The organism is Actinoplanes sp. NPDC051475, assembly GCF_040689425.1.
Classification (GTDB): Bacteria; Actinomycetota; Actinomycetes; order Mycobacteriales; family Micromonosporaceae; genus Actinoplanes.
In genome coordinates, this window is the sequence record NZ_JBFAZZ010000016.1 from 176,254 (window position 1) to 201,224 (window position 24,971).

General features: G+C 73.3%; 22 protein-coding genes. 14 read left to right on the forward strand and 8 right to left on the reverse strand.

All coding sequences use genetic code 11. From position 1 onward, the window contains the following. Positions 1-34 precede the first annotated feature (34 nt). The 3 genes from AB0368_RS29690 (at position 35) to AB0368_RS29700 (ending at position 3,475) form a co-directional block, all read left to right on the forward strand. Positions 35-1,141, forward strand: coding sequence for an alcohol dehydrogenase catalytic domain-containing protein (locus AB0368_RS29690; RefSeq protein WP_366157336.1), 1,107 nt, complete (start codon positions 35-37; stop codon positions 1,139-1,141). Between the two features lie 23 nt (positions 1,142-1,164). Next, positions 1,165-2,988 carry a hypothetical protein gene (locus tag AB0368_RS29695; RefSeq protein ID WP_366157300.1) on the forward strand — a complete coding sequence of 608 codons (1,824 nt, stop codon included), beginning with the start codon at positions 1,165-1,167 and terminating at the stop codon, positions 2,986-2,988. A gap of 61 nt (positions 2,989-3,049) precedes the next feature. Next, on the forward strand, positions 3,050-3,475 hold the full coding sequence (locus tag AB0368_RS29700; protein WP_366157301.1) for a phosphoglycerate mutase family protein: 426 nt from the start codon (positions 3,050-3,052) through the stop codon (positions 3,473-3,475). Here the strand turns inward: AB0368_RS29700 and AB0368_RS29705 are convergent. After that, positions 3,465-4,562 carry a nitronate monooxygenase family protein gene (locus AB0368_RS29705; protein WP_366157302.1) on the reverse strand — a complete coding sequence of 366 codons (1,098 nt, stop codon included), beginning with the start codon at positions 4,560-4,562 and terminating at the stop codon, positions 3,465-3,467. The two genes, AB0368_RS29700 and AB0368_RS29705, sit on opposite strands and share 11 nt — an antisense overlap. Next, positions 4,552-6,171 carry an acyl-CoA synthetase gene (locus AB0368_RS29710; RefSeq protein WP_366157303.1) on the reverse strand — a complete coding sequence of 540 codons (1,620 nt, stop codon included), beginning with the start codon at positions 6,169-6,171 and terminating at the stop codon, positions 4,552-4,554. The genes AB0368_RS29705 and AB0368_RS29710 overlap by 11 nt, the downstream gene beginning before the upstream one ends. A gap of 65 nt (positions 6,172-6,236) precedes the next feature. On the opposite strand from AB0368_RS29710, the gene AB0368_RS29715 reads away from it, so the two are divergent. Further along, the gene (locus tag AB0368_RS29715; protein WP_366157304.1) at positions 6,237-7,037 is read left to right on the forward strand and encodes a crotonase/enoyl-CoA hydratase family protein; all 801 of its coding nucleotides are present in this window, start codon (positions 6,237-6,239) and stop codon (positions 7,035-7,037) included. A gap of 3 nt (positions 7,038-7,040) precedes the next feature. On the opposite strand, the gene AB0368_RS29720 is transcribed toward AB0368_RS29715, so the two are convergent. Continuing rightward, positions 7,041-8,588 (reverse strand): acyl-CoA synthetase, encoded by a 1,548-nt coding sequence (locus AB0368_RS29720; RefSeq protein ID WP_366157305.1) that lies wholly within the window; start codon positions 8,586-8,588, stop codon positions 7,041-7,043. 89 nt (positions 8,589-8,677) lie between these two features. Between AB0368_RS29720 and AB0368_RS29725 the strand changes: the two genes are divergently transcribed. Genes AB0368_RS29725 through AB0368_RS29735 form a run of 3 tightly spaced genes read left to right on the forward strand, consistent with a single transcriptional unit; the run spans position 8,678 to position 11,846 of the window. Then, positions 8,678-9,637: an OB-fold domain-containing protein gene (locus tag AB0368_RS29725; RefSeq protein WP_366157306.1), complete on the forward strand. Its 960-nt coding sequence runs from the start codon at positions 8,678-8,680 to the stop codon at positions 9,635-9,637. After that, positions 9,634-10,689, forward strand: coding sequence for a thiolase domain-containing protein (locus AB0368_RS29730; protein WP_366157307.1), 1,056 nt, complete (start codon positions 9,634-9,636; stop codon positions 10,687-10,689). Before AB0368_RS29725 ends, AB0368_RS29730 begins: the two co-directional genes overlap by 4 nt. Then, positions 10,686-11,846: a thiolase domain-containing protein gene (locus AB0368_RS29735; protein ID WP_366157308.1), complete on the forward strand. Its 1,161-nt coding sequence runs from the start codon at positions 10,686-10,688 to the stop codon at positions 11,844-11,846. Before AB0368_RS29730 ends, AB0368_RS29735 begins: the two co-directional genes overlap by 4 nt. Here AB0368_RS29735 and AB0368_RS29740 read toward each other — a convergent pair. Further along, complete coding sequence (locus AB0368_RS29740) at positions 11,837-13,069, reverse strand: cytochrome P450 (RefSeq protein ID WP_366157309.1); 1,233 nt, start codon at positions 13,067-13,069, stop codon at positions 11,837-11,839. The two genes, AB0368_RS29735 and AB0368_RS29740, sit on opposite strands and share 10 nt — an antisense overlap. 107 nt (positions 13,070-13,176) lie before the next feature. On the opposite strand from AB0368_RS29740, the gene AB0368_RS29745 reads away from it, so the two are divergent. Continuing rightward, complete coding sequence (locus tag AB0368_RS29745) at positions 13,177-14,340, forward strand: steroid 3-ketoacyl-CoA thiolase (RefSeq protein WP_366157337.1); 1,164 nt, start codon at positions 13,177-13,179, stop codon at positions 14,338-14,340. A 3-nt stretch (positions 14,341-14,343) separates the two neighbouring features. Here the strand turns inward: AB0368_RS29745 and AB0368_RS29750 are convergent, their stop codons facing one another. Both AB0368_RS29750 and AB0368_RS29755 read right to left on the reverse strand, forming a co-directional pair. Then, positions 14,344-15,114, reverse strand: coding sequence for an SDR family oxidoreductase (locus AB0368_RS29750; protein WP_366157310.1), 771 nt, complete (start codon positions 15,112-15,114; stop codon positions 14,344-14,346). Further along, positions 15,111-16,268, reverse strand: coding sequence for an acyl-CoA dehydrogenase family protein (locus AB0368_RS29755; RefSeq protein ID WP_366157311.1), 1,158 nt, complete (start codon positions 16,266-16,268; stop codon positions 15,111-15,113). Before AB0368_RS29755 ends, AB0368_RS29750 begins: the two co-directional genes overlap by 4 nt. Positions 16,269-16,338: 70 nt before the next feature. On the opposite strand from AB0368_RS29755, the gene AB0368_RS29760 reads away from it, so the two are divergent. Genes AB0368_RS29760 through AB0368_RS29780 form a run of 5 tightly spaced genes read left to right on the forward strand, consistent with a single transcriptional unit; the run spans position 16,339 to position 21,962 of the window. Continuing rightward, complete coding sequence (locus tag AB0368_RS29760; protein WP_366157312.1) at positions 16,339-17,889, forward strand: FadD3 family acyl-CoA ligase; 1,551 nt, start codon at positions 16,339-16,341, stop codon at positions 17,887-17,889. Then, complete coding sequence (locus AB0368_RS29765) at positions 17,886-18,722, forward strand: enoyl-CoA hydratase (RefSeq protein ID WP_366157313.1); 837 nt, start codon at positions 17,886-17,888, stop codon at positions 18,720-18,722. Before AB0368_RS29760 ends, AB0368_RS29765 begins: the two co-directional genes overlap by 4 nt. Continuing rightward, on the forward strand, positions 18,719-19,846 hold the full coding sequence (locus AB0368_RS29770) for an acyl-CoA dehydrogenase family protein (protein WP_366157314.1): 1,128 nt from the start codon (positions 18,719-18,721) through the stop codon (positions 19,844-19,846). Before AB0368_RS29765 ends, AB0368_RS29770 begins: the two co-directional genes overlap by 4 nt. Further along, entirely contained in the window at positions 19,843-20,865 is a 1,023-nt protein-coding gene (locus AB0368_RS29775; protein WP_366157315.1) for an acyl-CoA dehydrogenase family protein, read from the forward strand. Before AB0368_RS29770 ends, AB0368_RS29775 begins: the two co-directional genes overlap by 4 nt. An 8-nt stretch (positions 20,866-20,873) precedes the next feature. Next, the gene (locus AB0368_RS29780) at positions 20,874-21,962 is read left to right on the forward strand and encodes an acyl-CoA dehydrogenase family protein (protein ID WP_366157338.1); all 1,089 of its coding nucleotides are present in this window, start codon (positions 20,874-20,876) and stop codon (positions 21,960-21,962) included. On the opposite strand, the gene AB0368_RS29785 is transcribed toward AB0368_RS29780, so the two are convergent. Next, positions 21,925-22,575: a TetR/AcrR family transcriptional regulator gene (locus tag AB0368_RS29785; protein WP_366157316.1), complete on the reverse strand. Its 651-nt coding sequence runs from the start codon at positions 22,573-22,575 to the stop codon at positions 21,925-21,927. The two genes, AB0368_RS29780 and AB0368_RS29785, sit on opposite strands and share 38 nt — an antisense overlap. 65 nt (positions 22,576-22,640) lie before the next feature. Here AB0368_RS29785 and AB0368_RS29790 point away from each other — a divergent pair, with 65 nt between their 5' ends. Next, positions 22,641-24,296 carry an NAD(P)/FAD-dependent oxidoreductase gene (locus AB0368_RS29790; protein WP_366157317.1) on the forward strand — a complete coding sequence of 552 codons (1,656 nt, stop codon included), beginning with the start codon at positions 22,641-22,643 and terminating at the stop codon, positions 24,294-24,296. On the opposite strand, the gene AB0368_RS29795 is transcribed toward AB0368_RS29790, so the two are convergent. Then, complete coding sequence (locus AB0368_RS29795) at positions 24,293-24,946, reverse strand: class I SAM-dependent methyltransferase (RefSeq protein ID WP_366157318.1); 654 nt, start codon at positions 24,944-24,946, stop codon at positions 24,293-24,295. The two genes, AB0368_RS29790 and AB0368_RS29795, sit on opposite strands and share 4 nt — an antisense overlap. Positions 24,947-24,971 lie beyond the last annotated feature (25 nt).

Sequence of the window (24,971 nt, forward strand, 5' to 3'; positions counted from 1 at the left end):
CGAGAACCTGTTTCACTCTTGGCGCGTGGGCGAGATGATGCGGGCGTACCGGATGGTGGAGTGGGGCGGCGCGCCGCAGGCGGTCACGGTGCCGGTGCCGGCACCGGGCGCCGGGCAGGTGCTGGTGCGGGTGGCCGGGTGCGGGCTGTGCCGGTCGGACCTCACGATGCGGCGGATGCTGCGGACGGCCGGCGAGCGGCTGGGCTGGGCGATGCCGTACACCCTGGGCCACGAGACGGCCGGCTGGGTCGCCGCGCTCGGCACCGGCGTCGAGGGCCTCGCCGAGGGCGACGCCGTCGCGCTGGCCGCGTCCGCCTCCTGCGGCACCTGTTGGTTCTGCGTCCGGGGACTGGACAACGGGTGCCCGGACGGGCTCGCCGGCCGCGGCTACGGGCGCGACGGCGGCCTCGCGGACTACGTCCTGGTGACCGGCCGCCGCGGCCTCTTGCCGCTGGGCGGGCTCGACCCGGCACACGCCGGCCCGCTCACCGACGCGGGCGCCACCGCCTATCACGCGGTCCGGCGGGCGCTGCCACGGATCACCGCGGGTGGCACCGTGGTGGTGCTGGGCGCGGGCGGGCTGGGCTTGTTCGCGGTGCAGTTCCTGCGGGTGCTGACCGCGGCCCGCGTGGTGGCCGTCGATCCGGACCCGGGCCGGCGCGCGCTCGCCGAGGAGGCCGGCGCCGTGCCGCTGGCCGGCGTGGATGCCGAGACTGCGGGACACCTGCGGCGGCTCACCGGGAAAGCGGGCGCGGACGCGGTGCTCGACTTCGTCGGCGCGGACGAGACCATCGCCGCGGGCGTCGCGGCGGTCCGGGCCGGCGGGGCGTACGGGCTGGTGGGATCGGCGGGCGGCCGGCTGGCGAAACCCTGGTTCGGCAGCCTTCCCCGCGACGGCGAGGTCTTCACCTTCCAGGGCGCCACGATCGCGGACACCCAGGAGGTGATCGCCCTGACCGGCGCCGGTGCGGTCCGCAACCGGGTCGAGGAGTTCGCATTCGGCGCGATCGGCGAGGCGTACGCCCGGCTGGCAGCCGGAACCCTCACAGGCCGCGCCGTGGTCGTCGTCGACCGTCAACCGCGGCAACTCTCCGATGTGGAATCCTTACCGAACGCGAACACTATCCGCGTAGATTCCTGACCCGGAACGGATCTCCTGACGCCATGCACACCAAACCCACCCTCCGGCGCGCGCTCGCCGCGCCGGTGGCCGCCCTGGCCCTCGCCGCCACGGTGCTGGCGCCCACCGCGCCGACCCACGCCGCCGTGCTCGACGACGCCGTCGGCAGCACCTGGCTCGGACTCGGATACAACCAGGACCCGCTGTACCGTGGCGCGGACGACGGCTCACCCGGCAACGACGAGTGGCCCAGGACCGAGTTCGGCGTCCTGACCGGGCGGACCGACTACATCAGCCCCGGCCTGGTGCGGATCATGGTCAACCGCCCGTGGTTCAACCCGTCCGGCACGGTCGGCTCGTACGACTGGGACACCCCCCAGATGAAGAACGTCTTCCGGATCCTGGCGCACTACAAGGAGCAGGGCACCAACGTGATGACCGGCATGTGGGGCCTGAACGACCCGGCCTTCTACGTCTCGCCCGAGGCGGCCACGCTCCAGACCGACCTCGTGCGCAAGTTCCAGGCCAAGGGCTACACCAACGTCGTCCGCTACAACGGCATCAACGAGCCGAACAACGCCAAGGGCCTCAAGTACGCCGACTGGGTCACCGCCACCGCGAACCTGCGAACGGCGTTCGGCCGCGCCGGCCTCAGCGCCGACCTGATCGGCGGCCCGGACACCGCGGAGGCGGGGATCGCCGCCCAGGAGGGCGACCTGGGCCTGCAGTCGGTGCCGGTGGAGGCGGCCGGGACCGAGCAGAACCTCGTCTGGAAGAAGGCGGGCCTGACGGGCTTCTCGGCCCGCTTCTACCGCACGCCGGAAGCGGACGGCGTGCACTGGACGTTCCAGGCCTCGAAGAACGGCACGCAGTGGACGGACATCGACCTCCAGCAGACGCCGCCGGTGAAGACCAACGCCACCACCGCGTGGTACCGCGTCGACGTCTCCCCGCGCGCGTTCCCGGAGGGCATCAAGTACCTGCGGCTCACGATGCCGCCCCGTCCGGGCATCGAGCGGGCCGTCTCGGCGGTCACCCTCTTCACCGGGAGCGGTGCCACCACCGACCCGATGAACGACCTCACGAAGACCGACTCGCACTCCGCCGGGTGGACCTACCCGGGCGGCTCCTCGGTCAACGACTGGTGGCTGCAGTCCGCCATGGACCGCGAGGTCGCCCAGTCCGAGGCTCACTTCTACGTGCACGAGGTGGACCTCGGCTCGCCGCCCGACTACCCCGAGGCGACGGTCACCGAGGCGGTGCGGCAGCTCAAGGAGGCGAGTAACGGCGGTTCGGTGATCCTCGGCGAGACCGGCATGAAGGCGCCCGGTGAGGATCCCGACAAGGACTACTCCTTCACCGGCGAGTACGCCCACGGCGTACGGATGGCCGACCTCGCCGTGCAGGAGGCGCGGGCCGGCGTGGACGGCGCCCTGGCGTGGTGCCTCGACGGCTACGACGAGGACGTCCAGTGCGGGATGTGGGACCACTTCAAGCCCCAGAGCCCGGCGACGCTGCGGCCCTGGTTCTACACCTGGAGCCTGCTCTGCCGGTACCTGCCGCCCGGAACCCAGATGTACGCGCCCGCGCAGCCGACCGGCGTGCGGGTGCTCAAGGCCAAGCTGCCGGGCACCGACGGCTGGACGTTCGTCCTGGTCAACCGCAACACCTCTCCGGCCCGGGTTTCGATCACCGCGCCGACCGGGAGGATCGAGCTGGACAAGTACGTCTACAGCCCGGACAACGCGCCGACCGACCCGGCGACCGGCTTCCCGAAGCCGGCCGATCACCTCTCGGCGAGCTTCGACAACGGTAAGGAACTGAGCGTGGGGGCCAACGCGGTCGCGGTGTTCACCACGACTGTCTGAATGGAGACGCGCCTCTCGACCGGCGACTGATCACTGCGAGTATCGGTTCCGGGAGGGGCGCATGATCACGATCCTGCTGGTCCGGCATGCGGACATCGATCTTCCACCGGTCACGGCGGACCCGGCGCTGAACGACGACGGGCGCGAGCGTGCCGAGGCGCTCGCGCACGTCGCCGGCTCCGCCGGAGTGACCACGGTGTTCACCTCGTCGTTGGTCCGCACCCAGCAGACGGTCGAACCGCTGCTCAAGCTGCTCGGCATCAGCGGGCGGCTGATGCCGTCCGCGGCCGCCGTCGCGCCGAGGATCCGTGACGGTGAGTTCGGCACCGTCGTGGTGATCGCCGGTCACAGCAACACCGTGCCGGAGGTGATCGCCGAGCTGGGGGTGCCGGCGCCGCCCGTCATCGGCGAGAGCCATTTCGACAACCTGTTCGTCGTCACTCTCTCCGATCCGGCCGGCGCCGGACTGCTGACGCTCAAGTACTGAGCTTGCGCAGGCGGGCGAGGGTCTCGTCCGCCTCGGCGACCAGGTCGGCGAGCACCTCGGCGACCGGCCGGACCCGGTTCATCCGGCCCACGATCTGCCCCACCGGCATCGGCACGACGCTCGGGTCCCCGGCCGCCATGAGCCGGGAGTGCGCCTCGGCCACCAGCATGTTCTGCAGCGGCATCGGCAGCGGCCGCGGGGCCTCCGGCTCGTTCCAGGCGTCGGTCCAGCGGTTGCGGAGCAGACGGGCCGGCTTGCCCGAGTAGACGCGGCTGCGGACCGTGTCACCGGAGCCGGCCCGCAGGAGCGCCTCGCGCAGGGCGGGCGGGCTGCGATACTCCTCGGTGCCGAGCCAGACCGAGCCGGTCCACACCCCGAGCGCGCCCAGCGCCAGCGCGGCGGCGACCTGGCGCCCGCTGCCGATCCCGCCCGCGGCCAGGACCGGGACCCGCTCCCCCACCGCGTCGACGATGTCCGGCACCAGCACCATGCTGCCGATCTCGCCCGTGTGCCCGCCGGCCTCGTAGCCCTGGGCGACGACGAGGTCCACGCCGGCGGCCACGTGGCCGCGCGCGTGCTCGGGCCGGCCGGCCAGCGCGGCCACCAGCAGCCCGCGCCCGTGCGCCCGGTCGATGACATCGGCCGGGGGCGGGCCGAGCGCGTTGGCGATCAGCCGCACCGGGTGCGTCAGCGCCACCTCGACGTGCGAGCGCGCGACCGAGTGCAGCCAGCCGAGCACGCCGGACCGGCTCGGCGCGTGGGCGGACAGCGGGGGCACGCCGAGCCGCAGCAGGGTCCGCTCCACGAAGTCGCGGTGCCCGGGTGGGATCAGGCGGTCCAGGTCGGCGGGAGCGCCCTCGGCCGGGCCGTGGGTGGGCATGACCACGTCCACCCCGTACGGGTGGCCCGCCGTCTCGCCGTCCAGCCAGGACAGGGTCGCGTCCAGCTCGGCGGGGTCGTTGAAGCGTACGCAGCCGAGCACGCCCAGGCCGCCCGCCCGGCTGACGGCCGCCACCACGTGCTCGGAGGGGCTGAAGGCGACGACCGGGTACGCGACGCCGAGCAGGTCGCACAGCTCAGTCCGCATGGGTCACGGCCTCGTCAGAATGCTTCTCGGCGTATCGGTGCGCCCAGCGGTAGTCCGCCTTCCCGCTCAGCGTGCGCGCGATCTCGTCCACCCACCACAGCTCCCGGGGCACCTTGTAGCCGGCGATCCGCCGGCGGAGGTGACCGTCCAGGTCCGCCGCGTCGGGCCGATGACCGGGCCGGGCCTGCACCAGCGCCGCCACCCGCTGCCCGAGCCGCTCGTCGGGTACGCCGATGACGAGCGCGTCGAAGACGCCGGGATGGGCCTTGAGCGCCCCCTCGACCTCCTCCGGGAAGACCTTCTCGCCGCCGGTGTTGACGCAGGTGTTGCCGCGCCCGAGCAGCGTGATGGTGCCGTCCTTCTCGAGCCGTGCCAGGTCGCCCGGCACGGCGTAGCGCACGCCGTCCACCTCGGTCAGCAGGGCGGCGGTCTTCTCCGGGTCCTTGTGGTAGCCGAGCGGCAGGTAGCCGCCGCGGGCCAGCCGGCCGATCACGCCGGGCGGGGCGGGCCGGCTGTGCTCGTCGATGACGATGGTGTCCGGGCCGGGCGTGAAGCGGGGCCCGTCCACCGCGCCGCCCTCGACCTCGGCGACCACGCCCAGGCCCGCGAAGCCGGTCTCCGACGAGCCGATCGCATCGGTTACCAGCACGTTCGGCAGCGTCTCGAGGAACTGCCGCTTGACCACCGGGGAGAACAGCGCGGCGCTCGACGAGATCGCGAACAGCGACGAGCCGTCGTACCCTCCGGACTGGTAGGCCTCGATCATCGGGCGGGCCATCGCGTCACCGATGAGCACCACCACGTTCACCCGGTGCCGCTCGATCGCCCGCCACGCGGCGTCGGCGTCGAAGTGCGGCAGCATCACCACGGTGTCCCCGCCGAACAGTGCCGCGAGCGCCGCCCACTGGGCGTTGCCGTGGATCAGCGGGGCGAGGCAGAGGCGCACCATCCCACCCGTCTCGGCGCCGCGCTGGGACTGGGCCCACTCGTCGTCGAGCGGTACGCCGGACATGAAGTCGACGCCGCCGCCGAGCACCCGCCAGACGTCCTCGTGCCGCCACATCACGCCCTTCGGGAAGCCGGTCGTCCCGCCGGTGTAGAGCAGGTAGAGGTCGTCGCCGGAGCGCTCGCCGAAGTCGCGGACGGGGTCGCCGGCGGCCAGCGCGTCGGCGTAGGTCACCCCGCCGTACGCGGCGATGTCGGCGTCCGCGTCGTCCGGCAGGGCCACGACGGTGTGCACATCCGGGGCGCCGGCCAGCACGGCGGCGACCCGGGGCGCGTACTTCCGGTCGTGGATCAGGGCCGTCAGGTCGGCGTCGGCGAAGAGGAATTGCAACTCGTTCTCGACGTACCGGAAGTTGACGTTGACCACCGCCGCGCGCAGCTTGTACACGGCGATCATGGCCGTCACGGCGTCGATCGAGTTGCCCGCGTACAGGCCGACGTGGTCGCCCGCACCGATCCCTCGCGTACGGAGAAAGTGCGCCAGCCGGTTGGCATCGGCCTCCAGCTCCTCGTACGTCGTCAGCCGCTCGCCGCAGGCCACGGCGGTACGCGCGCCGAACGCGTCGACCGCGTGCTCGAACAGATCCGCTATATTGGCCGCCATCAGTCGAAAGTAGAACGTGTTATTGTGCCGGGCAAGCCCCATTGCAGGAGGAGGAGGAGACGGGCGTGGAAGCCGAGACCGAGGAACCGCACGCCCTCGTCGAGCAGCGCGGACCCGTCCTCATCGTCACGATGAACCGGCCGCGGGCCCGCAACGCCCTGTCCGGGCAGATGCTCGCCATCATGCGCGACGCCTGGGACCGGGTGGACGCCGACCCGGAGATCCGGGTCTGCGTGCTCACCGGGGCGGGCGGCGCCTTCTGCGCCGGCGCCGACCTGAAGGCGATGACCCGCGACCATCCCGGCGACGGCTTCCGCTCCGGCGGCACCGACCTCTCCCGGATCGACGCGCTGCTCAAGGGCCGGCGCCTCAGCAAGCCGCTGGTGGCCGCCGTCGAGGGGCCCGCCGTCGCCGGGGGCACCGAGATCCTCCAGGCCACCGACGTCCGGGTGGCCGGCGCGGGCGCCCGGTTCGGCGTCTCCGAGGCGTGCTGGGGACTCTTCCCGCTGGGCGGGTCGGCCGTCCGGTTGCCGCGGCAGCTGCCGTACACGATCGCCGCCGAGCTGCTGCTCACCGGCCGGCACCTGAACGCGGAGGAGGCCCGCCGCATCGGCTTGATCGGGCATGTCGTGCCCGACGGGCAGGCGCTGGAGAAGGCGCTCGAGCTGGCCGGGAAGATCGCCGCCAACGGTCCGCTCGCGATCCAGGCCATCCTGCGCACCATGCGGGAGACCGAGGGGATGCCCGAGAACGAGGCGTTTGCCGTGGAGTCCCGGCTCGGCACCGCGGTCTTCCTGAGTGCGGACGCCAAGGAGGGCCCCCGCGCGTTCGCCGAGAAGCGCACCCCGCTCTTCCGCGGGGTCTGACGCTCAGATCGCCCGGTCCCGCCCGGCCCAGTACGGGTCGCGCAGCAGTCGCTTGTAGAGCTTGCCGTTCGGGTCGCGCGGGAGCTCGTCGACGTAGTCGATGCTGCGCGGCAGCTTGAACCCGGCGACGCGGCCGCCCAGGTACGCCAACAGCTCGGCGGTCAGCTCCGCCCCGGCCCGGACGCCCGGTTCCGGCTGCACGACGGCCTTGATCTGTTCGCCCCACTCGTCGTGCGGGATCCCGAAGACCGCCACGTCGGCGACCGCCGGATGCCCCGCGAGCTCCCCCTCGACCTCGGCGGGATAGACGTTGACGCCGCCCGAGATGATGACGTCGCTCTTGCGGTCGCACAGGTACAGATACCCGTCGTCGTCCAGGTATCCGATGTCGCCGACCGTGAACATGCCGGAGCGCCACGATTCGCGGGTCTTCTCGGGGTCGCGGTGGTACTCGAAGCCGGCGTCGCCCATCTGCAGATAGACCTGGCCCGGGCAGCCGGCCGGCGCGTCGTTGCCGTCGGCGTCCAGCACCCGGATCTTCGACCCGGGCCAGGCGCGCCCCACCGAGCCGGGCCGCGCCGCCCACTCCTCGGCGGTGATCAGGGTGCCGCCACCTTCCGAGGCCGCGTAGTACTCGACCACCACGGGCCCCCACCAGTCCAGCATCTGCCGCTTGACGTGCGCCGGGCAGGGCGCGGCGCCATGGATCATCACGCGCATCGAGGACAGGTCGTGTGCCGTACGCACCTCGGCGGGCAGCGCGAGCAGGCGGGCGAACTGGGTCGGCACCAGGTGGCTGTGGGTGACCCGATGGCGCTCGACCAGGCGCAGCGCCTCGTGCGAGTCCCAGTGGTCCATCACGACGACGGTGTGCCCGAGCTGGATCGAGATGACGGCGAAGTTCATCACGGCCGTGTGGTAGAGCGGCGAGCCGCACAGGTGCACGTGCTCACCGAACGGCTCGAGGCCGAAGAGGCCGAAGAACCACGTCGAGGCCCCGGGTACGTCGTCCGGGTCGCCTCCGGTGAGCGGCCGGCGTACGCCCTTGGGGCGGCCCGAGGTCCCCGAGGTGTAGACCATCAGCGCCCCGGCCGTCCGCGACCCCGGGCGGCCGGACCCGTCGGCGCCCAGCGTCTCGAGCGGACGGAAGCCGGGGACCTCCCCCACCGCGAAGCGCCCCTCGTCCCGCACCCCCGCCTCGTCCGCCGCCGGTACCGCCGCGGCGGAGAAGCGCTCGTGGGCGACGAAGGCCCGCGCGCCGCTGTCGCGGAGGATGTAGGCGATCTCGGGGGCGGTGAGGTGCCAGTTCGTCGGCACCAGGTAGAGGCCCGTCTGGAGGGCGGCGAAGAAGGTCGCGAGCATGTCGGCGCCGTTGGGCAGCAGGACCGCCACGGTGTCGCCGGGGTTCAGGCCGAGGTCCCGCAGCCCGCGCCCGATCCGGTCGGCCTGCGCGGCCAGCTCGCCGTAGCTCACGGTACGGCCGTCGGTGTCCACGATGGCGACGCGGTCCGCCGACTTCCCCGCGATGGTCCACAGCCCGATGTCCGTCATGCCGCGATTCTATAACGCGTTCTACTCAATGGAAGGCCGCCGTCACTGCATCTTGCCCGGCCACGCGGCAACGTGTTTCACTGGCGTTCGTGGATACCGCGCAGGCGCCGCCGCTGTCCGCCCCGATGGACATCGCCTTCGACTACACCCGCTCGCTCGGCCCGATCCTCAGCCGATTCATGACCGGGCTGCGTGACCGCCGGGTGCACGGCTGCCGGACCTCGGACGGGCGCGTCCACGTCCCCCCGCTGGAGTACGACCCGGTCACGCACGCACCGGTGACCGATCTGGTGGAGGTGGCTCCCACCGGGACCGTGGTGAGCTGGAGCTGGATGAGCCGGCCGCTCGACGGGCAACCGCTCGCCCACCCGTTCGGCTGGGCGCTGATCCGGCTCGACGGGGCGGACACGGCTTTGCTGCACGCCGTGGACGCGGGCGAGGCCGATCGGATGCACACCGGGATGCGGGTCCGCATCCGCTGGGCCGCAGAACGCGTCGGTCACATCCGCGACATCGCCTGCTTCGAACCCGGCGAAGCGCCGACCCCCGAGGCCACCGATGCGGCAGAACCGCCGGTAACCATGATGACGACCCCGATCCGGCTGAGCTACCGGCACACGACCTCGGCCGAGGAGAGCCGGTATCTCCGGGCGCTGGCCGAGGGGCGGCTGGTCGGTCAGCGCTGCCCGGTGTGCCGCAAGGTCTATGTGCCGCCGCGGGTCTGTCCCGCCGACGGCGTACCGCCGGACGAGGAGGTGACCGTCGCCGACCGGGGCACCATCACCACGTTCTGCGTGGTCAACGTCCCGTTCGCCGGTCAGCGGCTCGACCCGCCCTACGTCGTCGCGCAGGTCCTGCTGGACGGGGCCGACATCCCGCTGTCGCATCTCATCCTCGGCTGTCCCGCCGACGAGGTCCGGATGGGCATGCGGGTGGCGGCGGTCTGGCGGGAGCCCGGGCAGTGGTCCACCACGCCGGAGAACATCGCGCACTTCGCGCCGGCCGGCGAGCCCGACGCGCCCTACGAGTCGTACGCGGAGCACCTGTGAACACCGTCGCCGTCATCGGCTTCGCCCAGTCGCCCTGCCGGGCCGAGGCGGGCACCACCAGCGGCGTCGAGACGCTCGTGCCGGTGCTTCGAGAGGCGCTGGCCGGCGCCGGGCTGCACCGGCGGGAGGTGGACTTCTGGTGCTCGGGGTCCTCCGACTACCTGGCCGGGCGGGCCTTCTCCTTCGTCAACGCGATCGACGCCATCGGGGCGTGCCCGCCGATCTGCGAGTCGCACGTGGAGATGGACGCCGCCTGGGCCTTCTACGAGGCGTACGTCAAGATCCTCGCCGGCGAGGCGGAGACCGCGCTGGTCTACGGCTTCGGCAAGTCCTCGGCCGGTGAGCTGCGCCGGGTGCTGGCGCTGCAGCTCGACCCGTACGCGACGGCACCGCTGTGGCCCGACTCGGTGAGCGTCGCCGCGCTCCAGGCCCGCCTCGCGCTCGACGCCGGGCTCGTCAGCGAGCGGGACATGGCCGAGGTGGCGGCGCGAAGCCGGGCCGACGCGACGACCAACCCGTACGCCCAGGTGGCCGAGGAAACCACGGCCGAGCGGCTGCTCGCCGAGCCGTATCTCGCCGACCCGCTGCGCGCGCACGACTGCGCACCCGTCTCGGACGGCGCCTCGGCGCTGGTCCTGGCGGCGGGCGACCGGGCCCGCCGGCAGCACGAGCGGCCGGCCTGGATCACCGGCGCGGCACACCGGATCGACCCCCAGGGGCTCGGCGAGCGGGACCTGACCACCGTGCCCTCGGCAGCCGCGGCGGCCGCGGCGGCGGGACTGCCCGCCGACCTCGACGCGGCCGAGGTGCACGCTCCCTTCACCCACCAGGAGCTGCTGCTGCGTACGGCGCTCGGGCTGGGCGACGACGTACGGATCAACCCCTCCGGCGGCGCACTCTGCGGCAACCCGATGTTCTCGGCCGGGCTGACCCGCATCGGGGCCGCGGCCGCGCTGGTGATGTCCGGACGGGCTCAACGGGTGGCCGGGCACGCGACGAGCGGCCCGGCCCTGCAACAGAATCTGGTCTGCGTGCTGGAGGCGCAACGATGAGACGGGCGGCCGTACTGGGCACCGGGCAGACCCACCACCGCACCCGGCGCACCGACGTGTCGATGGCCGGGCTGTGCCGCGAGGCCATCGACCGGGCCCTGACCGACGCGGGCACCGACTGGTCGCAGATCGACGCGGTCGTGCTGGGCAAGGCGCCGGATCTGTTCGAGGGCGTGATGATGCCCGAGCTGTTCCTGGCCGACGCGATCGGTGCGGCCGGCCGCCCGCTGCTGCGCGTGCACACGGCCGGCTCGGTGGGCGGGGCCACCGCGAACGTGGCGACCAGCCTCATCCGCGCCGGCGTGCACCGGCGGGTCCTCGCGGTCGCGTTCGAGAAGCAGTCGGAGTCCAATGCCATGTGGGCGCTGTCCATCCAGCCGCCGTTCAGCGCGCCGATCGGCGCCGGTGCCGGCGGCTACTTCGCGCCGCACATCCGCGCCTACATCCGCCGGGCCTCGGCACCGGAGCACATCGGCGCGCTGGTGGCGGTCAAGGATCGGCGCAACGGGGCGCTCAACCCGTACGCCCATCTCCGGCAGCCGGACATCACGCTGGACTCGGTCCGGTCCTCGCCGATGCTGTGGGATCCGATCCGCTACGACGAGACCTGCCCGTCCTCGGACGGCGCCTGCGCCGTCGTGCTCGGCGACCAGGCGGCGGCCGAGGCGAGCGAACGGCAGGTGGCGTGGATCCGGGCGACCGCGATGCGCACCGAGCCGACCTTCTTCGCCGGAAAGGACCACGTGCACCCGCGTGCCGGTGCCGAGGCGGCCCGTGCGCTGTGGGACGCGGCCGGCATCACCGACCCGCTGGACGAGGTGGACGTCGCCGAGCTGTACGTGCCGTTCTCCTGGTTCGAGCCGATGTGGCTGGAGAACCTGGGCTTCGCCGAGCCCGGGCACGGCTGGAAGCTCACCGAGGCCGGCGAGACGCGGATCGGCGGGCGGCTGCCGGTCAACCCGTCCGGCGGTGTGCTGTGCTCCAACCCGATCGGCGCCTCCGGGATGCTGCGCTTCGCCGAGGCAGCCATGCAGGTGATGGGCCGGGCCGGTGCCCACCAGGTCGCCGGGGCGCGGACCGCGGTCGGGCACGCGTACGGTGGCGGCTCGCAGTTCTTCTCGCTCTGGGTGGTCGCGGCCGAGCCGGATCAGCGGTAGCGCACCGGCAGGTGCTTGATGCTGTGCAGCCAGCCGGAGCGCAGCCGCTGCGGCGGACCGGCCAGGCTGATGTCCGGCATGGCGTCGGCGATCGCGTTGAAGATGAGGTCGATCTCCAGCCGGGCCAGGTTGGCGCCCAGGCAGAAATGCGCGCCGCTGCCGCCGAAACCGAGATGGGGGTTCGGGCTGCGGGTGATGTCGAAGCGCTCCGGGTGGTCGAAGACCGTCTCGTCGAAGTTCGCCGAGCCGTAGAAGAGCGCCACGCGCTGGCCGGCCTTGATGTCCTGACCGCCCAGCACGGTGTCACGCACCGCGGTGCGCTGGAAGACGTTCACCGGGGTGCCCCAGCGGACGATCTCCTCCACCGCGGTCTTCGGCCGCCCGGCCTTGAACAGCTCCCACTGCTCGGGGTGCTCGAGCAGGGCCAGGATCCCGTGCGAGATGGCGTTGCGGGTGGTCTCGTTGCCGGCCACCGCCAGCAGCAGGACGAAGAAGCCGAACTCGTCGGTGGACAGGTGCTCGCCGTCGATCTCCGCCTTCACGAGCGTGGTCACGATGTCGTCGCGGGGGCAGGCCTGCCGCTCCTCGGCCATCTTCATCGCGTACGCGAGCAGTTCCATCGCCGGCTCCATGGGATCGGCGCCGCCGCTGTACTCCGGGTCGTCGTAACCGATCATCGCGTTCGACCACTCGAAGACGTGCCGGCGGTCCTCCTGCGGCACGCCGAGCAGTTCCGCGATGGCCTGCAGGGGCAGCTCGCAGGCGACGTCGCTGACGAAGTCGCCGGTGTCCGCGGCGCCCGCCTCGCGGACGATCCGCTCCGCGCGGGCGGACAGCGCCGTCCGCAGCGCGTTGATGGCCCGGGGGGTGAAGCCGCGCGCGACGACGGCGCGCTGCTTCGTGTGCTGCGGCGGGTCCATGTTGAGCAGCACGCACCGCTGCATTTCGATCCGCTCGCGGTCCAGGCCCGCCTGGAACCGGACGATGGCCGTGTTCTCCCAGCTGGAGAACGTGTCGCTGTCGCGGGACACGGTCATCACGTCGGCGTGCCGGGTGACCGCCCAGTAGCCCTCGTCGTCGAAGCCGGCGCTGCCCCGCGCCTGCGGGATCCACCACACCGGAGCGGTCCGGCGCATCTCGGCGAACTCCGCGTGCGGAAGACCGCCGAGGTAGATCTCCGGATCGGTGAAATCGAAACCGCTGGGGATGCGAGGCTCGGTCACGGCTCCTCCTACGGCAACAGGTTCCACCACATTCAAGCACGCTCGTCACGGCCTGTGGTATACCTCGGATGCCGCAGAATAAGAACACGTTCTACAGGGAGGCCACCGTGGGTGTTCCGGTGATCATCGGCGCGGTCCGTACGCCGATCGGCCGCCGCGGCGGGTGGCTGGCGGGATTACATGCCGCCGAGCTGCTCGGCGCGGCGCAACGCGCGGTCCTCGCCCGCACCGGGCTCGACCCCGCGCTGGTCGAGCAGGTCGTGGGTGGTTGCGTCACGCAGGGCGGGGAGCAGTCCAACAACATCACCCGTACCGCCTGGCTGCACGCCGGGCTGCCGTACGCGACCGGTTGCCTGACCGTCGACGCGCAGTGCGGATCGGCCCAGCACGCGGCCCACCTCGTCGCCGGGCTGATCGCCGCGGATGCCATCGAGGTCGGCGTGGCGTGCGGGGTGGAGTCGATGAGCCGGGTCCCGCTGCGCGCCAACCTCGGTACCGACGCCGGACTCCCCCGTCCTGCCTCGTGGCACATCGACCTGCCCAACCAGTACGAGGCCGCGGAGCGCATCGCGGTACGGCGCGGGCTGACCCGGGCCGACCTCGACCTGTTCGGCGTGCGCTCGCAGGGCAACGCCGCCCGGGCCTGGACCGAGGGACGCTATGCGGCGGAGGTGACGCCGGTCGGCGCGCCGGCGCTGGACGCGGACGGCCACACCACCGGCGAGACCCGGACCGTCGAGCGCGACCAGGGCCTGCGCGAGACGACCGAGGCCGGCCTGGCCCGTCTGCGCCCCGTCCTGGAAGGCGGCCTGCACACCGCCGGCACCTCCTCGCAGATCTCCGACGGCGCCGCGGCCGTGCTGCTCATGGACGCGGACCGGGCACGGGAGCTCGGCCTGCGCCCGCGCGCCCGGTTCCTCGCGCAATGCCTGGTCGGCGCCGAGCCGTACTACCACCTGGACGGCCCGATCGCGGCCACCGAGCGGGTGCTGGCCCGTACCGGCATGAAGATCGACGACGTCGACCGGTTCGAGGTGAACGAGGCGTTCGCCGCCGTGGTGCTCTCCTGGCTCGGCGAACACGGCGCGGACCCCGACCGGGTCAACGTGAACGGCGGGGCGATCGCGCTCGGGCACCCGGTCGGCAGCACCGGGTGCCGGCTCATCACCACCGCGCTGCACGAGCTGGAACGGTCGGGCCTCGGCACCGCGCTAATCACAATGTGCGCGGGCGGCGCGATGGCCACGGCGAGCATCATCGAGCGGATGTGACCATCAGGCGTGCTGGCTGCTCACCGAGATCACCTCGCCGGTGAGGTACGAGGCGTAGTCGCTGGCCAGGAACGCCACCACGGTCGCCACCTCCCAGGGCTGCGCGGCCCGCCCGAACGCCTCCCGCAGCGCCAGCCCGGCCAGTTCCTCCTCGGGCATCACCTTCGCCAGGAACGGGTGGGCCGCGAGACTGGGCGCCACTGCGTTGACCCGGATGCCGTGCCCGGCCACGTCCAGCGCGGCACAGCGGGTGAACGCCATCACCCCGGCCTTCGCGGCGGCGTAGTGCGCCTGCCCGGCCTGGGCCCGCCAGCCCAGCACCGAGGCGTTGTTGACCACCGCGCCGCCGCCGCCCTGCGCGATCATCCGCCGCAATGCGGCCCGGGTGCAGCGGAACGTGCCGGTCAGCGTGACGTCCAGGACCCGCCGCCACTCGTCGTCGGCCATCTCGACCACCGCGCGGGTGCCGCCCAGCCCGGCGTTGTTCACCATGACGTCGAGACGCCCACAGTGGACGACCGCGGCCGCGACGAGCGCCTGGACGTCATGCTCGTCGGTGACGTCGCACGGCACCGGCCAGACCCGGCCCGGGTATGCCGACGCCAGCTGCTCGCACGTCTCGTCGAGCCGCCGCCGGTGGCTGTCGCTGAGCACCACCTGGGCACCCTCGGCCAGGCACCGCCGGGCGACGGCGGAGCCGATCCCGGTGCCGGCCGCGGCGGTGACCACGACGGACTTTCCCGCCAGCAGGCCGTGCCCGGCCGGCTCGGTCACCGGCGGTCCTGGCGGGGCAGCCCGAGCACCCGCTCGGCCACGATGGTGCGCTGGATCTCGTTGGACCCGCCGTAGATCGTGTCCGCCCGGCTGAAGAGGAAGAGCCGCCACCAGCGCTCGACGTCCCGGTCGCCGGGACCGGCCGCGGCGCCGCCCGGCCCGAGCACGGCCATGGCGAGCTCGCCCAGGCCCTGGCGCCACCGCGACCAGAGCAGCTTGATCACCGAGGCGGTCCCGGTCGAGTCCGGCTCGCTCAGGACCCGGCGCGTGTGCGACCGCAGCACGGACAGATCGATCCAGGCCCGGGTGAGCCGCTCGCGCAGCACCGGGTCGGCGGCCGCCCCGGTGCGCCCGGCGAGCTCGATCAGGTCGTCCAGGTCCTGCTGGAATCCGATCTGCTGGCCCACGGTTGCCGCGCCCCGCTCGAAGCCCAGCGTGGCCATCGCCACCCGCCAGCCCTGCCCGGGCTCGCCGACCACGAGGTCGCGGCCGGTGCGCGCGTCGTCGAAGAAGACCTCGTTGAACTCGCTGTCGCCGGTGAGCTGCCGGATCGGCCGCACGGTGATGCCGGGCGAGCGCATCGGCACCAGCAGATAGGACAGCCCGGCATGGCGCGGGCCGCCCTCGGGCACCGGCTCGGTACGGGCCAGCACGAAGCACCAGTCGGCCACCTGCGCGAGCGAGGTCCACACCTTCTGCCCGGTGATCACCCAGTGGTCGCCGTCGAGCCGGGCGCGGGTGGTGACGCCGGCAAGATCGGAGCCGGCACCCGGCTCGGAGTAGCCCTGGCACCACAGCTCGTCGACCGCGGCGATGCGGGGCAGGAACCGGCGGCGCTGCGGCTCGGTGCCCAGCGCCATGAGGGTGGGCCCGACCATGGTGGTGCCGATGTGGTCGACGCGCGACGGCGCACCCGAGCGGGCGTACTCCTCGTGGAAGATGATCTGCCGGGCGAGCGAGGCGCCGCGACCGCCGTGCGCCACCGGCCAGGCGAGGGTCGTCCATCCCGCCGCAGCCAGGCGGCGGGTGAAGGCGAGACGCTGCGGATAGGCCTCGTTCTCCCGGCCCGCGCCGCCCACGCCCCGCAACTCGTCCGTCACGTTCGCCGCGAGCCAGTCCCGAACCTCGCGGCGGAACTCCTCGTCACCGTCCACTGGCGCCACCTCTCAGGCCGCGGTCAAATCACCCTACCAAGCAACCGCTTGGTTGGGCTACGGTGGCACCGTGGAATCGACCATCCCGGCGGCCATCGTGAACGCGGCCCGCACCTTCGGGTCGGCGCCGGCGCTGGCGGAGCCGGGTGAGCACCGGCTGTCCTTCATGGAGCTGCTGGAGCAGGTGCGCATCGTGGCTCGCGCGTTCATCGCCGAGGGCCTGCACCCGGGCGACCGGCTGGCCGTCTGGGCGCCGAACACCCGGCACTGGGTGCTGGCCGCGCTGGGCGCGAGCTACGCCGGTGCCACGCTGGTGCCGGTGAACACCCGGTTCACCGCCGTCGAGGCCCTCGACGTGCTGCAGCGCAGCGACGCCCGAGGCCTGATCGTCACCGGCCCCTTCCTGGGCGCGGACCGGCTCGCCGCGTTGCGTGCCGCCGCCGGCCGAACCGGGATCCCCCTCCCCCGCCTCCTCGTCCGGGTGCCCACCGACGTTCCGGTCGGCCCCGAGCCGGACGTGCTGGAGTGGCCGGCCTTCTTGCGCCGCGGCGACGGCGTGGCGGCCTCCGACGCGGACGCCCGCGCCGAGGCCGTCACCCCGGACGACGTGAGCGACATCCTCTTCACCTCGGGCACCACCGGCCGAAGCAAAGGCGCGATGAGCGCACACCGTCAGTCGCTGGGCACGGCGGCCGCGTGGGCCGGCATCGGCGGGCTCGTCCCCGGCGACTCCTACCTCGTCGTCAATCCGTTCTTCCACAGCTTCGGGCTCAAGGCCGGCATCCTCGCCTGCCTCGTCAGCGGCGCCACGGTGGTGCCCCAGGCGGTCTTCGACCCGTCGCGGACGATGGCGCTGATCGCGGCCGAGCGGATCACTGTGCTTCCCGGCCCGCCGACCCTCTACGTCGACCTGCTCGACCATCCCGAGCGACCCCGGCACGACCTGTCGTCGCTGCGCCTCGCCGTGACCGGAGCGACCACCGTGCCGCCCGCGCTCATCGCTCGGATGCGCTCGGAGCTGGGGGTACGGACCGTGCTGACGGCGTACGGGCTGACCGAGGCGGTGGTGGCGACGATGTGCCGGCCGGGCGACGACGACCGGACCGTGGCGTACACCTGCGGGCGGGCCGCCGCGGACTTCGAGGTCGCGATCGGCGAGCCCAGCGGCGAGGTGCTGCTGCGCGGCCCCAACGTCATGCTCGGCTACCTCGACGACAAGGACGCCACCGCCGCGGCCATCGACGCCGACGGCTGGCTGCACACCGGGGACATCGGGCGGCTGGACGAGCGCGGCTACCTCACCATCACCGACCGGCTCAAGGACATGTTCATCTGCGGCGGCTTCAACGTGTACCCGGCCGAGGTGGAGCGCACCCTGGCCGACCTGCCCGGGGTGGCCGAGTCGGCGGTGATCGGAGTACCCGACCCGCGCCACGGCGAGGTCGGCAAGGCCTACGTCGTCCCGCGACCGGGGCACGAGCTCTCCCTCGACCGGGTGATCGAGTTCTGCCGGGACCGGCTCGCGGGCTACAAGGTGCCGCGCACGGTCGAGCTGCGCACCGAGTTGCCCCGCAACGCCTCGGGCAAGGTCCTCAAGTATCTGCTCCGGGAGGTGCCGTGACTGACGTCGTCCTTTACGAACGCCGCGACCGGATCGCTCTGGTCACCGTGAACCGTCCCCGGTATCGCAACGCGCAGAACTCGGCCGTGACCTACGCCCTGGACGCGGCGTTCACCCGGGCCGTGGACGACGACGACGTCGCGGTGATCGTGCTGGCGGGGGCGGGCGACCACTTCTCGGCCGGGCATGACATCGGCACCCCGGAACGCGACGTGGACACCCCGTACCCCCGGCGGGCCGCGCTGTGGTGGGACCACACCGGCAAGGCCGGCGCGGACCGGCGCTACTCCCGCGAGCTCGAGGTCTACCTCGGCATGTGCCGGCGGTGGCGGGACATGCCCAAGCCGGCCGTCGCCATGGTGCAGGGCGCCTGTGTCGCAGGCGGACTCATGCTGGCCTGGGTCTGCGACCTCATCGTGGCGGCCGAGGACGCGTTCTTCGCCGATCCGGTGCTGCGGATGGGCATTCCCGGCGTCGAGTACTTCGCTCACCCCTGGGTGCTCGGGCCCCGGTTCGCCCGCGAGGTGCTGTTCACCGGCGACCGGTTCGATGCTCGGCGGGCGTACGAGATCGGCATGGTGAATCGCGTCGTGCCCCGCGCCGAGCTGGAGCCGGCCACCTTCGCGCTGGCCGGGCGGATCGCCGCGATGCCGCCGTTCGGGCTGGCGCTGGCCAAGCGCGCGGTCAATCAGTGCGAGGACGAGATGGGCATGCGCGCAGGGATGGACTCCGTCTTCGGCCTGCACCACGTCGCCCACGCCCACAATGTCGAGGTCAGCGAGGACTCGCTGGCCGGACTCGATCCGGCCGCGATGAAGCGGGCCGCGCCGTGAACCTGGATCTCGACGCGGCCGCGCGGGCCTTGCGGGACGAGGTCCGCCGCTGGCTGGCGGCCAACGTTCCCGCCGCCCGGCTGCCCAGCATGGACACGCCGGAGGGCGACGCGGCGCACCGGTCCTGGGAGCGCCGCCTCGCCGACGCCGGCCTCGCCGTCGTCTCGTGGCCCCTGGAGTACGGCGGGCGGGCCGTTCCGCCGCTGCACGCGCTGCTGTTCGAGGAGGAGTACCACGCCGCCGGGGCACCCGGCCGCATCGGCCAGAACGGCCTGTTCCTGCTCGCACCCACGCTCTTCCGGCACGGTACGGCGGAGCAGCGCGACCGGATCCTGCCCCCGATGGCCCGCGCCGATCAGGTGTGGGCACAGGCATGGTCCGAGCCGGAGGCGGGCAGCGACCTGGCCGCGATCCGTTCCCGCGGCCGGCGTACGGACGGCGGATGGCTGCTGTCCGGGCAGAAGACGTGGAGCTCGCGGGCGGCCGCGGCGGACCGGGCGTTCGGGCTGGTCCGCACCGACCCGCAGGCCGTCCGGCATCGCGGCCTGACCGCCGTGATGTTCGACCTGCGCGCCCCCGGCGTGACCGTACGCCCGATCCGCCAACTCGACGGCGACCCCGGCTTCGCGGAGATCTTCCTGGACGACGTGTTCGTGCCGGACCGCGACGTGATCGGCGAGGCCGGCGACGGGTGGCGGGTGGCGATGAGCACGGCCGGCCACGAGCGCGGGCAGACGTTGCGCAGCCCGGGCCGGTTCCTCGCGGCCGCCGAGCGGCTCGTGGCGCTCTGGCGGGCCGGCGACCCCGGCGACGCGGCGACGCGGGACCGGGTGGTGGACGCGTGGATCGGCGCTCAGGCGTACCGCATGCGGACCTTCGCCGCGCTGGACGCGCCCGCGGGACCGTTCGCCGCGAGTGCCACCAAGCTGTTCTGGTCCGAGCTGGACGTCGCGCTGCACGAGACCGCCCTCGACGTGCTCGGTGCCCGGGCGGAGACGGACACTGCCTGGACCGACGGGTATCTGTTCGCGCTGGCCGGCCCGATCTACGCGGGCACGAATGAGGTGCACCGGGGCATCGTCGCCGAGCGGATGCTGGGCCTGCCCCGCGAGGTGGCGCGATGAGGCTGGTGCCGTCGGCGGAGCAGGATCGATTCGCGGCCGTCCTGCACGACCTGCTGGCCACCGCCGACCTGCCGGCGGTGGCGGAGAGCTGGGCGCGGGGCGACGGCGGGCCGGGCCGGGCCGTCTGGTCGCGGCTGGCCGACGCCGGGGTCGCCGGGCTCGCGGTGCCGCAACGGTGGGGCGGGACGGGCGCCGATCCTGCCGACCTCGTCATCGCCGCCGAGGAGCTGGGTCACCACGCGGTGCCCGGCCCGGTGACCGAGACGCTGGCCGCCGTACCGGCGCTGCTGATCGCCCTCGGCGACGACCGGCTGTGCGACAAGTGGCTGCCCGAGCTGGCCGCCGGGCGGGTGGTCGCCACGCTCGCCGCGCCGCCCTGGCTGCCGTACGCGGCCGACGCGCACGCCGCCGATCTGGTGCTGCTCGCCGAGGGCGACTCCGTCCGGGCGGCGCGTACCGGACCGGCGCACACCTCGATGGACTACACCCGGCGGCTGTTCGAGGTGTTCCCGGCCGGCGGCGCCCTCGCCGAAGGGCCCGCCGCAGCGAATGCGGTGGCCCGCGCCCTCGACCTCGGCGTCCTCGCCGCCGCCGCGCAGCTGCTGGGTGCCGGCTGCGCGCTGCTCGACGCCGCGGTGGCGCACGCCCGGTCCCGGGTCCAGTTCGGCCGTCCGATCGGACGCTTCCAGGCGGTCCAGCACCGGCTCGCCGATGTGGCCGTCGGCCTGGAGTTCGCCCGGCCCCTGCTGTACGCGGCCGCGGTGGCCCTCGCCGACGGGGACGGGCCGAGGGAGCACAGCGCCGCGGGCACGGCCGCGCGGGACGTCTCGGCGGCGAAGGTGGCCTGCGGCACCGCCGCGCACCGGGCCGCCCGTGCGGCGCTGCAGGTGCATGGTGCCATCGGCTACACCCGGGAGCACGGGCTGGGCCGGTGGCTGACGAAGGTCCGCGTGCTGACGCTGGCGTGGGGTACGCCGGCGCAGCACCGGGCCCGGGTGATGGCGGAGCTGACGAGGTGACCATGGACCTGACCGCGGAACGCCGGGCGCTGCGCGACACGCTGCGCGACCTGCTCTCCGGATCCTCGACGCGGGCGGCGATCGGCACGCCGTCCGGCTGGGACGCCGGCCTCTGGGCCCGGCTGTGCAAGGAGATCGGCGTCGCCGGCCTGGCCGTGCCCGAGGCGTACGGCGGCGCCGGCGCCACCCTGCGGGAGTCGCTGGTCGTGCTCGAGGAGCTGGGCCGCACGCTCACCCCGGGACCGATGCTCGGTTGCGCCGTCCTGGCCACCCAGGCGCTGCTGCGCTCCGGCGACGCGGACGCCTGCACGCGGCTGCTGCCCGGCATCTGCGCCGGGGAGCTCATCGCCACGCTGGCGTGGAGCGGGGATCCGGACGATCTGCCCTGCACCGCCTCCCCCGCCGGCCGGCTCACCGGCGAGGTGGCGAACGTCCTCGACCTGGCAGCCGCGGACACGCTGCTCGTCCCCGCTGAGGCGGCGCTCTACGAGGTGGACGCGAAGGCTCCCGGCGTCACCCGCCACGCTTCGACCCCGCTGGACCCGACCCGACGGCTCGGGACGCTGCGGCTCGCCGATGCGCCCGCCCGCCACATCGGGGACGGTTCCGCGCTGGCGGGCCTGCGCGACGTGGCTTGTGTGGCACTCGGCGCCGAACAGGTCGGCGCGGCGTCACAGGCGCTGGCGGCCACCGTCGAGTACGTACAGGTCCGGGAGCAGTTCGGCCGCGCGATCGGCACCTTCCAGGCCCTGCAGCACCGGCTGGCCGAGGCCCACGTACGGCTGGAGGCGGCCCGCTCGGCGTCCGCCGCCGCGGCCGACGCCCTGGTGTCCGGCGCTGCCGACGCCCCGGCGCTGGCCGCGGTGGCCAAGGTGACCTGCTCGGAGGCGCTCCAGGCGATCGCGGCCGAGATGGTGCAGATGCACGGCGGCATCGCCATCACCTGGGAACACGACGCCCACCTCTACGTACGCCGGGCCTGGGCCTCGGCCCAGCTCTTCGGTGCTCCCGGCCGCCACGTCGCCCGCCTGGCCGACGCCCTTCTCCCGCCGCGGGAACTCAGCGGGAGCGGGCCCCGATCGGCGCGATCGTCCTGATCGACGCGAACGCGGCGTCCCGGTCGGCGCCGAGGCCGCTGAGCAGGCTCACGAACATCGGCATCATGACGTGCTCGACGCCGTCGGTGCCGAAGTAGCCGCCGACCTCGAGCATCACGTACCCGTGCATCGCGGTCCACAGCTGGCCGGCGACGGCCGACGGTTCGGCGGGCCGCAGCCGTCCCTGGTCCACGGCACGGCGGGCGGCGTCCACGATCTCGTCGAAGGTGTACCGGCCGCGCCGGCGCTCGTCGGCGGTCTGCGGCCGGTACTTGCCCAGCGAGGCGCTGCCGAACATGACGGCGTACAGATGCGGGTTCTGCCGGCCGTTGACCAGGTAGGCGAGGCCCAGTCCGGCCAGGTCGGTGATCGCGTCGGCGGTGCGCGGCACCGCGGCGAGCAGGGCGGCCAGCCGGTGGAAGCCCTCGTCGACCACCGCGTCGGCGAGGTCGGCCATGGAGCCGAAGTGCGTGTACACGGCCATCGTGGAGGTGTCGGCCTCGGTGGCGACGCGGCGCAGGGTGAGCGCCGACGGTCCCTCCTCGGCGAGCAGGCGGGCGGCACCCTCCAGCAGGCGGACCCGCACCTCCGGATTGCCACGACGTTCGGTCACGCCCGGGATTCTAGCGCTATAGCAAGTGATATATCTGGTGCTATGGTGGCCCGCGGAGGTGCTTCATGACCGACTGGGACGCGATCGTCATCGGCTCCGGGCTCGGCGGGCTGACCTGTGCCGCCTACCTGACCGCCGCCGGGAAACGCACCCTGGTGCTCGAGCAGAACCAGGTGGCCGGCGGCTGCAGCCAGGTCTTCCGGCGCAAGGGCAACCGGTACGAGTTCGACGTCGGCATGCACTACATCGGCGAGTGCCACCCCGGCGGCCGCATGACGGCGGCGCTGCGCGGGCTCGGCCTGGAGGACCGGATCGAGTTCCGCCCGCTCGACCGCGACGGGCACTCGACCCTGGTGTTCCCCGGCCTCACGTTCCGGGTGCCGAGCGACTGGGACACCTACCTGGCCCGGCTGATCGAGGCGTTCCCCGACCAGCGGCGCGGCCTGCGACTCTGCATCGGCATCCTGCGGCGGATCGGCGCCGAGCTGCGCACCGCCGAGCTGCCCAAGCGCTCCGTCCGGAGTCTGCTGCGGTTCGCTCGCAAGGCGCCGACCCTCGCCACCGTCGGGCAGCTCCCGCTGAACCGGCTGTTCGCCTTCTGCCGGCTCAGCCCGCTCGCCCGAGCGGTGATCGTCGGCGAGTCCGGCGACTACGGGGCGCCGCCGTCGCGAACCTCGGTCGCCCTGCACGGCGGCTTCCTCGATCACTACCTCACCGGCGGCGCCTGGTATCCGCGCGGCGGCGGCCAGGTCGTCCCCGCGCACCTCATCGACGTCATCCAGAGCCACGGCGGCCGGGTACGCACCAAGGCGCGGGTCACCCGCATCCTGATCGAGAACGGAGCCGCGGTCGGCGTCCAGCTCGACGACGACGAGACCATCATGGCCCCGATCGTGGTGTCGGGGGCCGACCTCAAGCGGACCTACCTCGACCTCGTCGGCCGCGAGCACCTGTCGCCGGCCACCGTCGCCCGCGTGGAGCGCTACCGGATGGCGCTACCCCTGTTCAGCGTCTATCTCGGACTCGACATCGACCTGGCCGACCGGATGCCCAACAGCACGTACTGGTGCTACCCGGACACCGATGTGGAGGGTGCCTACCGCGCCGCGTACGAGGGCCGCATCCCCGACGAGATGCCCATCTTCCTCACGTCGGCCACCACCAAGGACCCGGGCAACCCGCACGCCGCCCCGCCGGGCCACAGCACGCTGGAGGTCATGTGCCTCGTGCCGCAGGGGGTGTTCTGGCCCGGCGGGGACGCCTACAGCCGGGACCCGGAGTACCTCGCGCTCAAGGAGAGCCTCACCGAGCGGCTGATCGATCGCGCCGGCACGGTGATCCCCGACCTGCGCCGGCACATCGTGTGGCAGGAGGCGTCCAGCCCGGTCACCCATGAGCGGTTCACCCTGTCCAGCCTCGGCTCCTGCTACGGCATCGAGATGGCCGCCGACCAGATCGGCCCGCGCCGGCCGGGCCCGCGGACCGAGGTACCCGGCCTGTGGCTCACCGGTGCCAGCACCGTCTGGGGCAACGGCATCGTCGGCGCCGTCAGCAGCGGCCTCGGCGTGGCCGGCGCGATCCTCCGCCGTCCGCTCAGCGCCGAGGTCAAGGCCGGTGCCGTGATCGCCGATCCGGGCAAGCTCACGCCGATCGGCCCGGACTGGGACCCGCTGGCGGTGTCCAAGCCGAGTTCCCCGTTGCGCCGCCGGGCCCGCGCCTAGGAGGTCCGGCGGGCGAGCAGGGTGGAGTCCTCGATGTCCATCGTCACGTCGCCGCGGGTGACCGTGCGCGGCCGCTGCTCGACCACGAGGGCCTCGAAGCCGTCCGGCAGGGCGGGCAGCAGCTCCTCGGCGACGAACATCGCCTTGTGCTTGGTCGCATCGAGGTGGGCGAAGGCCTCGGAGGGCGCGTGGCCGACGACCAGCAGGTGGCCGCCCGGCGCCACGGCGCCGGCCAGCCGCCGGGTCACCTCCGCCATCCCGCCTTCCGGCGGGTGCAGGAAGTGGGTGGTGACCAGGTCGTACGACCGGCCGTCGGCCGCGAAGTCCCGCGCGTCGATCCGCCACCAGTCGATGCGGTCGGCGACCCCCGCCTGCTCGGCGTGCCGGGCGGCGCGGGCCAGGCCGTTGGCGGAGAAGTCGGCGCCGGTCACCGTCCAGCCCTGGCGGGCCAGCCAGATCACGTCGCCGCCCTCGCCGCAGCCGACGTCGAGCGCCGTACCCGGGGTCAGTCCGGCCGCCTCGGCGACGAGCTGCGGATTGGGGTTCCCGCTCCAGATCTTCTCCTCGCCGGAGTACCGCTCGTCCCAGCCCTCCGGCTCGAACATGCGGGCCGCTTCTTCCTGGGTTCCGTGATGGTCGTGTTCGCTCATGGGCCCAGCATCCGCACAGCCGGCG

Excerpts from the sequence above, each read along its gene's own strand:
- AB0368_RS29720 (WP_366157305.1), bottom strand. The coding sequence starts at position 8,588 with ATGACGGACATCGGGCTGTGGACCATCGCGGGGAAGTCGGCGGACCGC.
- AB0368_RS29790 (WP_366157317.1), top strand. The coding sequence starts at position 22,641 with ATGACCGACTGGGACGCGATCGTCATCGGCTCCGGGCTCGGCGGGCTG.
- AB0368_RS29695 (WP_366157300.1), top strand. The coding sequence starts at position 1,165 with ATGCACACCAAACCCACCCTCCGGCGCGCGCTCGCCGCGCCGGTGGCC.
- AB0368_RS29735 (WP_366157308.1), top strand. The coding sequence starts at position 10,686 with ATGAGACGGGCGGCCGTACTGGGCACCGGGCAGACCCACCACCGCACC.
- AB0368_RS29690 (WP_366157336.1), top strand. The coding sequence starts at position 35 with ATGATGCGGGCGTACCGGATGGTGGAGTGGGGCGGCGCGCCGCAGGCG.
- AB0368_RS29775 (WP_366157315.1), top strand. The coding sequence starts at position 19,843 with ATGAGGCTGGTGCCGTCGGCGGAGCAGGATCGATTCGCGGCCGTCCTG.
- AB0368_RS29700 (WP_366157301.1), top strand. The coding sequence starts at position 3,050 with ATGATCACGATCCTGCTGGTCCGGCATGCGGACATCGATCTTCCACCG.
- AB0368_RS29710 (WP_366157303.1), bottom strand. The coding sequence starts at position 6,171 with ATGGCGGCCAATATAGCGGATCTGTTCGAGCACGCGGTCGACGCGTTC.
- AB0368_RS29705 (WP_366157302.1), bottom strand. The coding sequence starts at position 4,562 with ATGCGGACTGAGCTGTGCGACCTGCTCGGCGTCGCGTACCCGGTCGTC.
- AB0368_RS29795 (WP_366157318.1), bottom strand. The coding sequence starts at position 24,946 with ATGAGCGAACACGACCATCACGGAACCCAGGAAGAAGCGGCCCGCATG.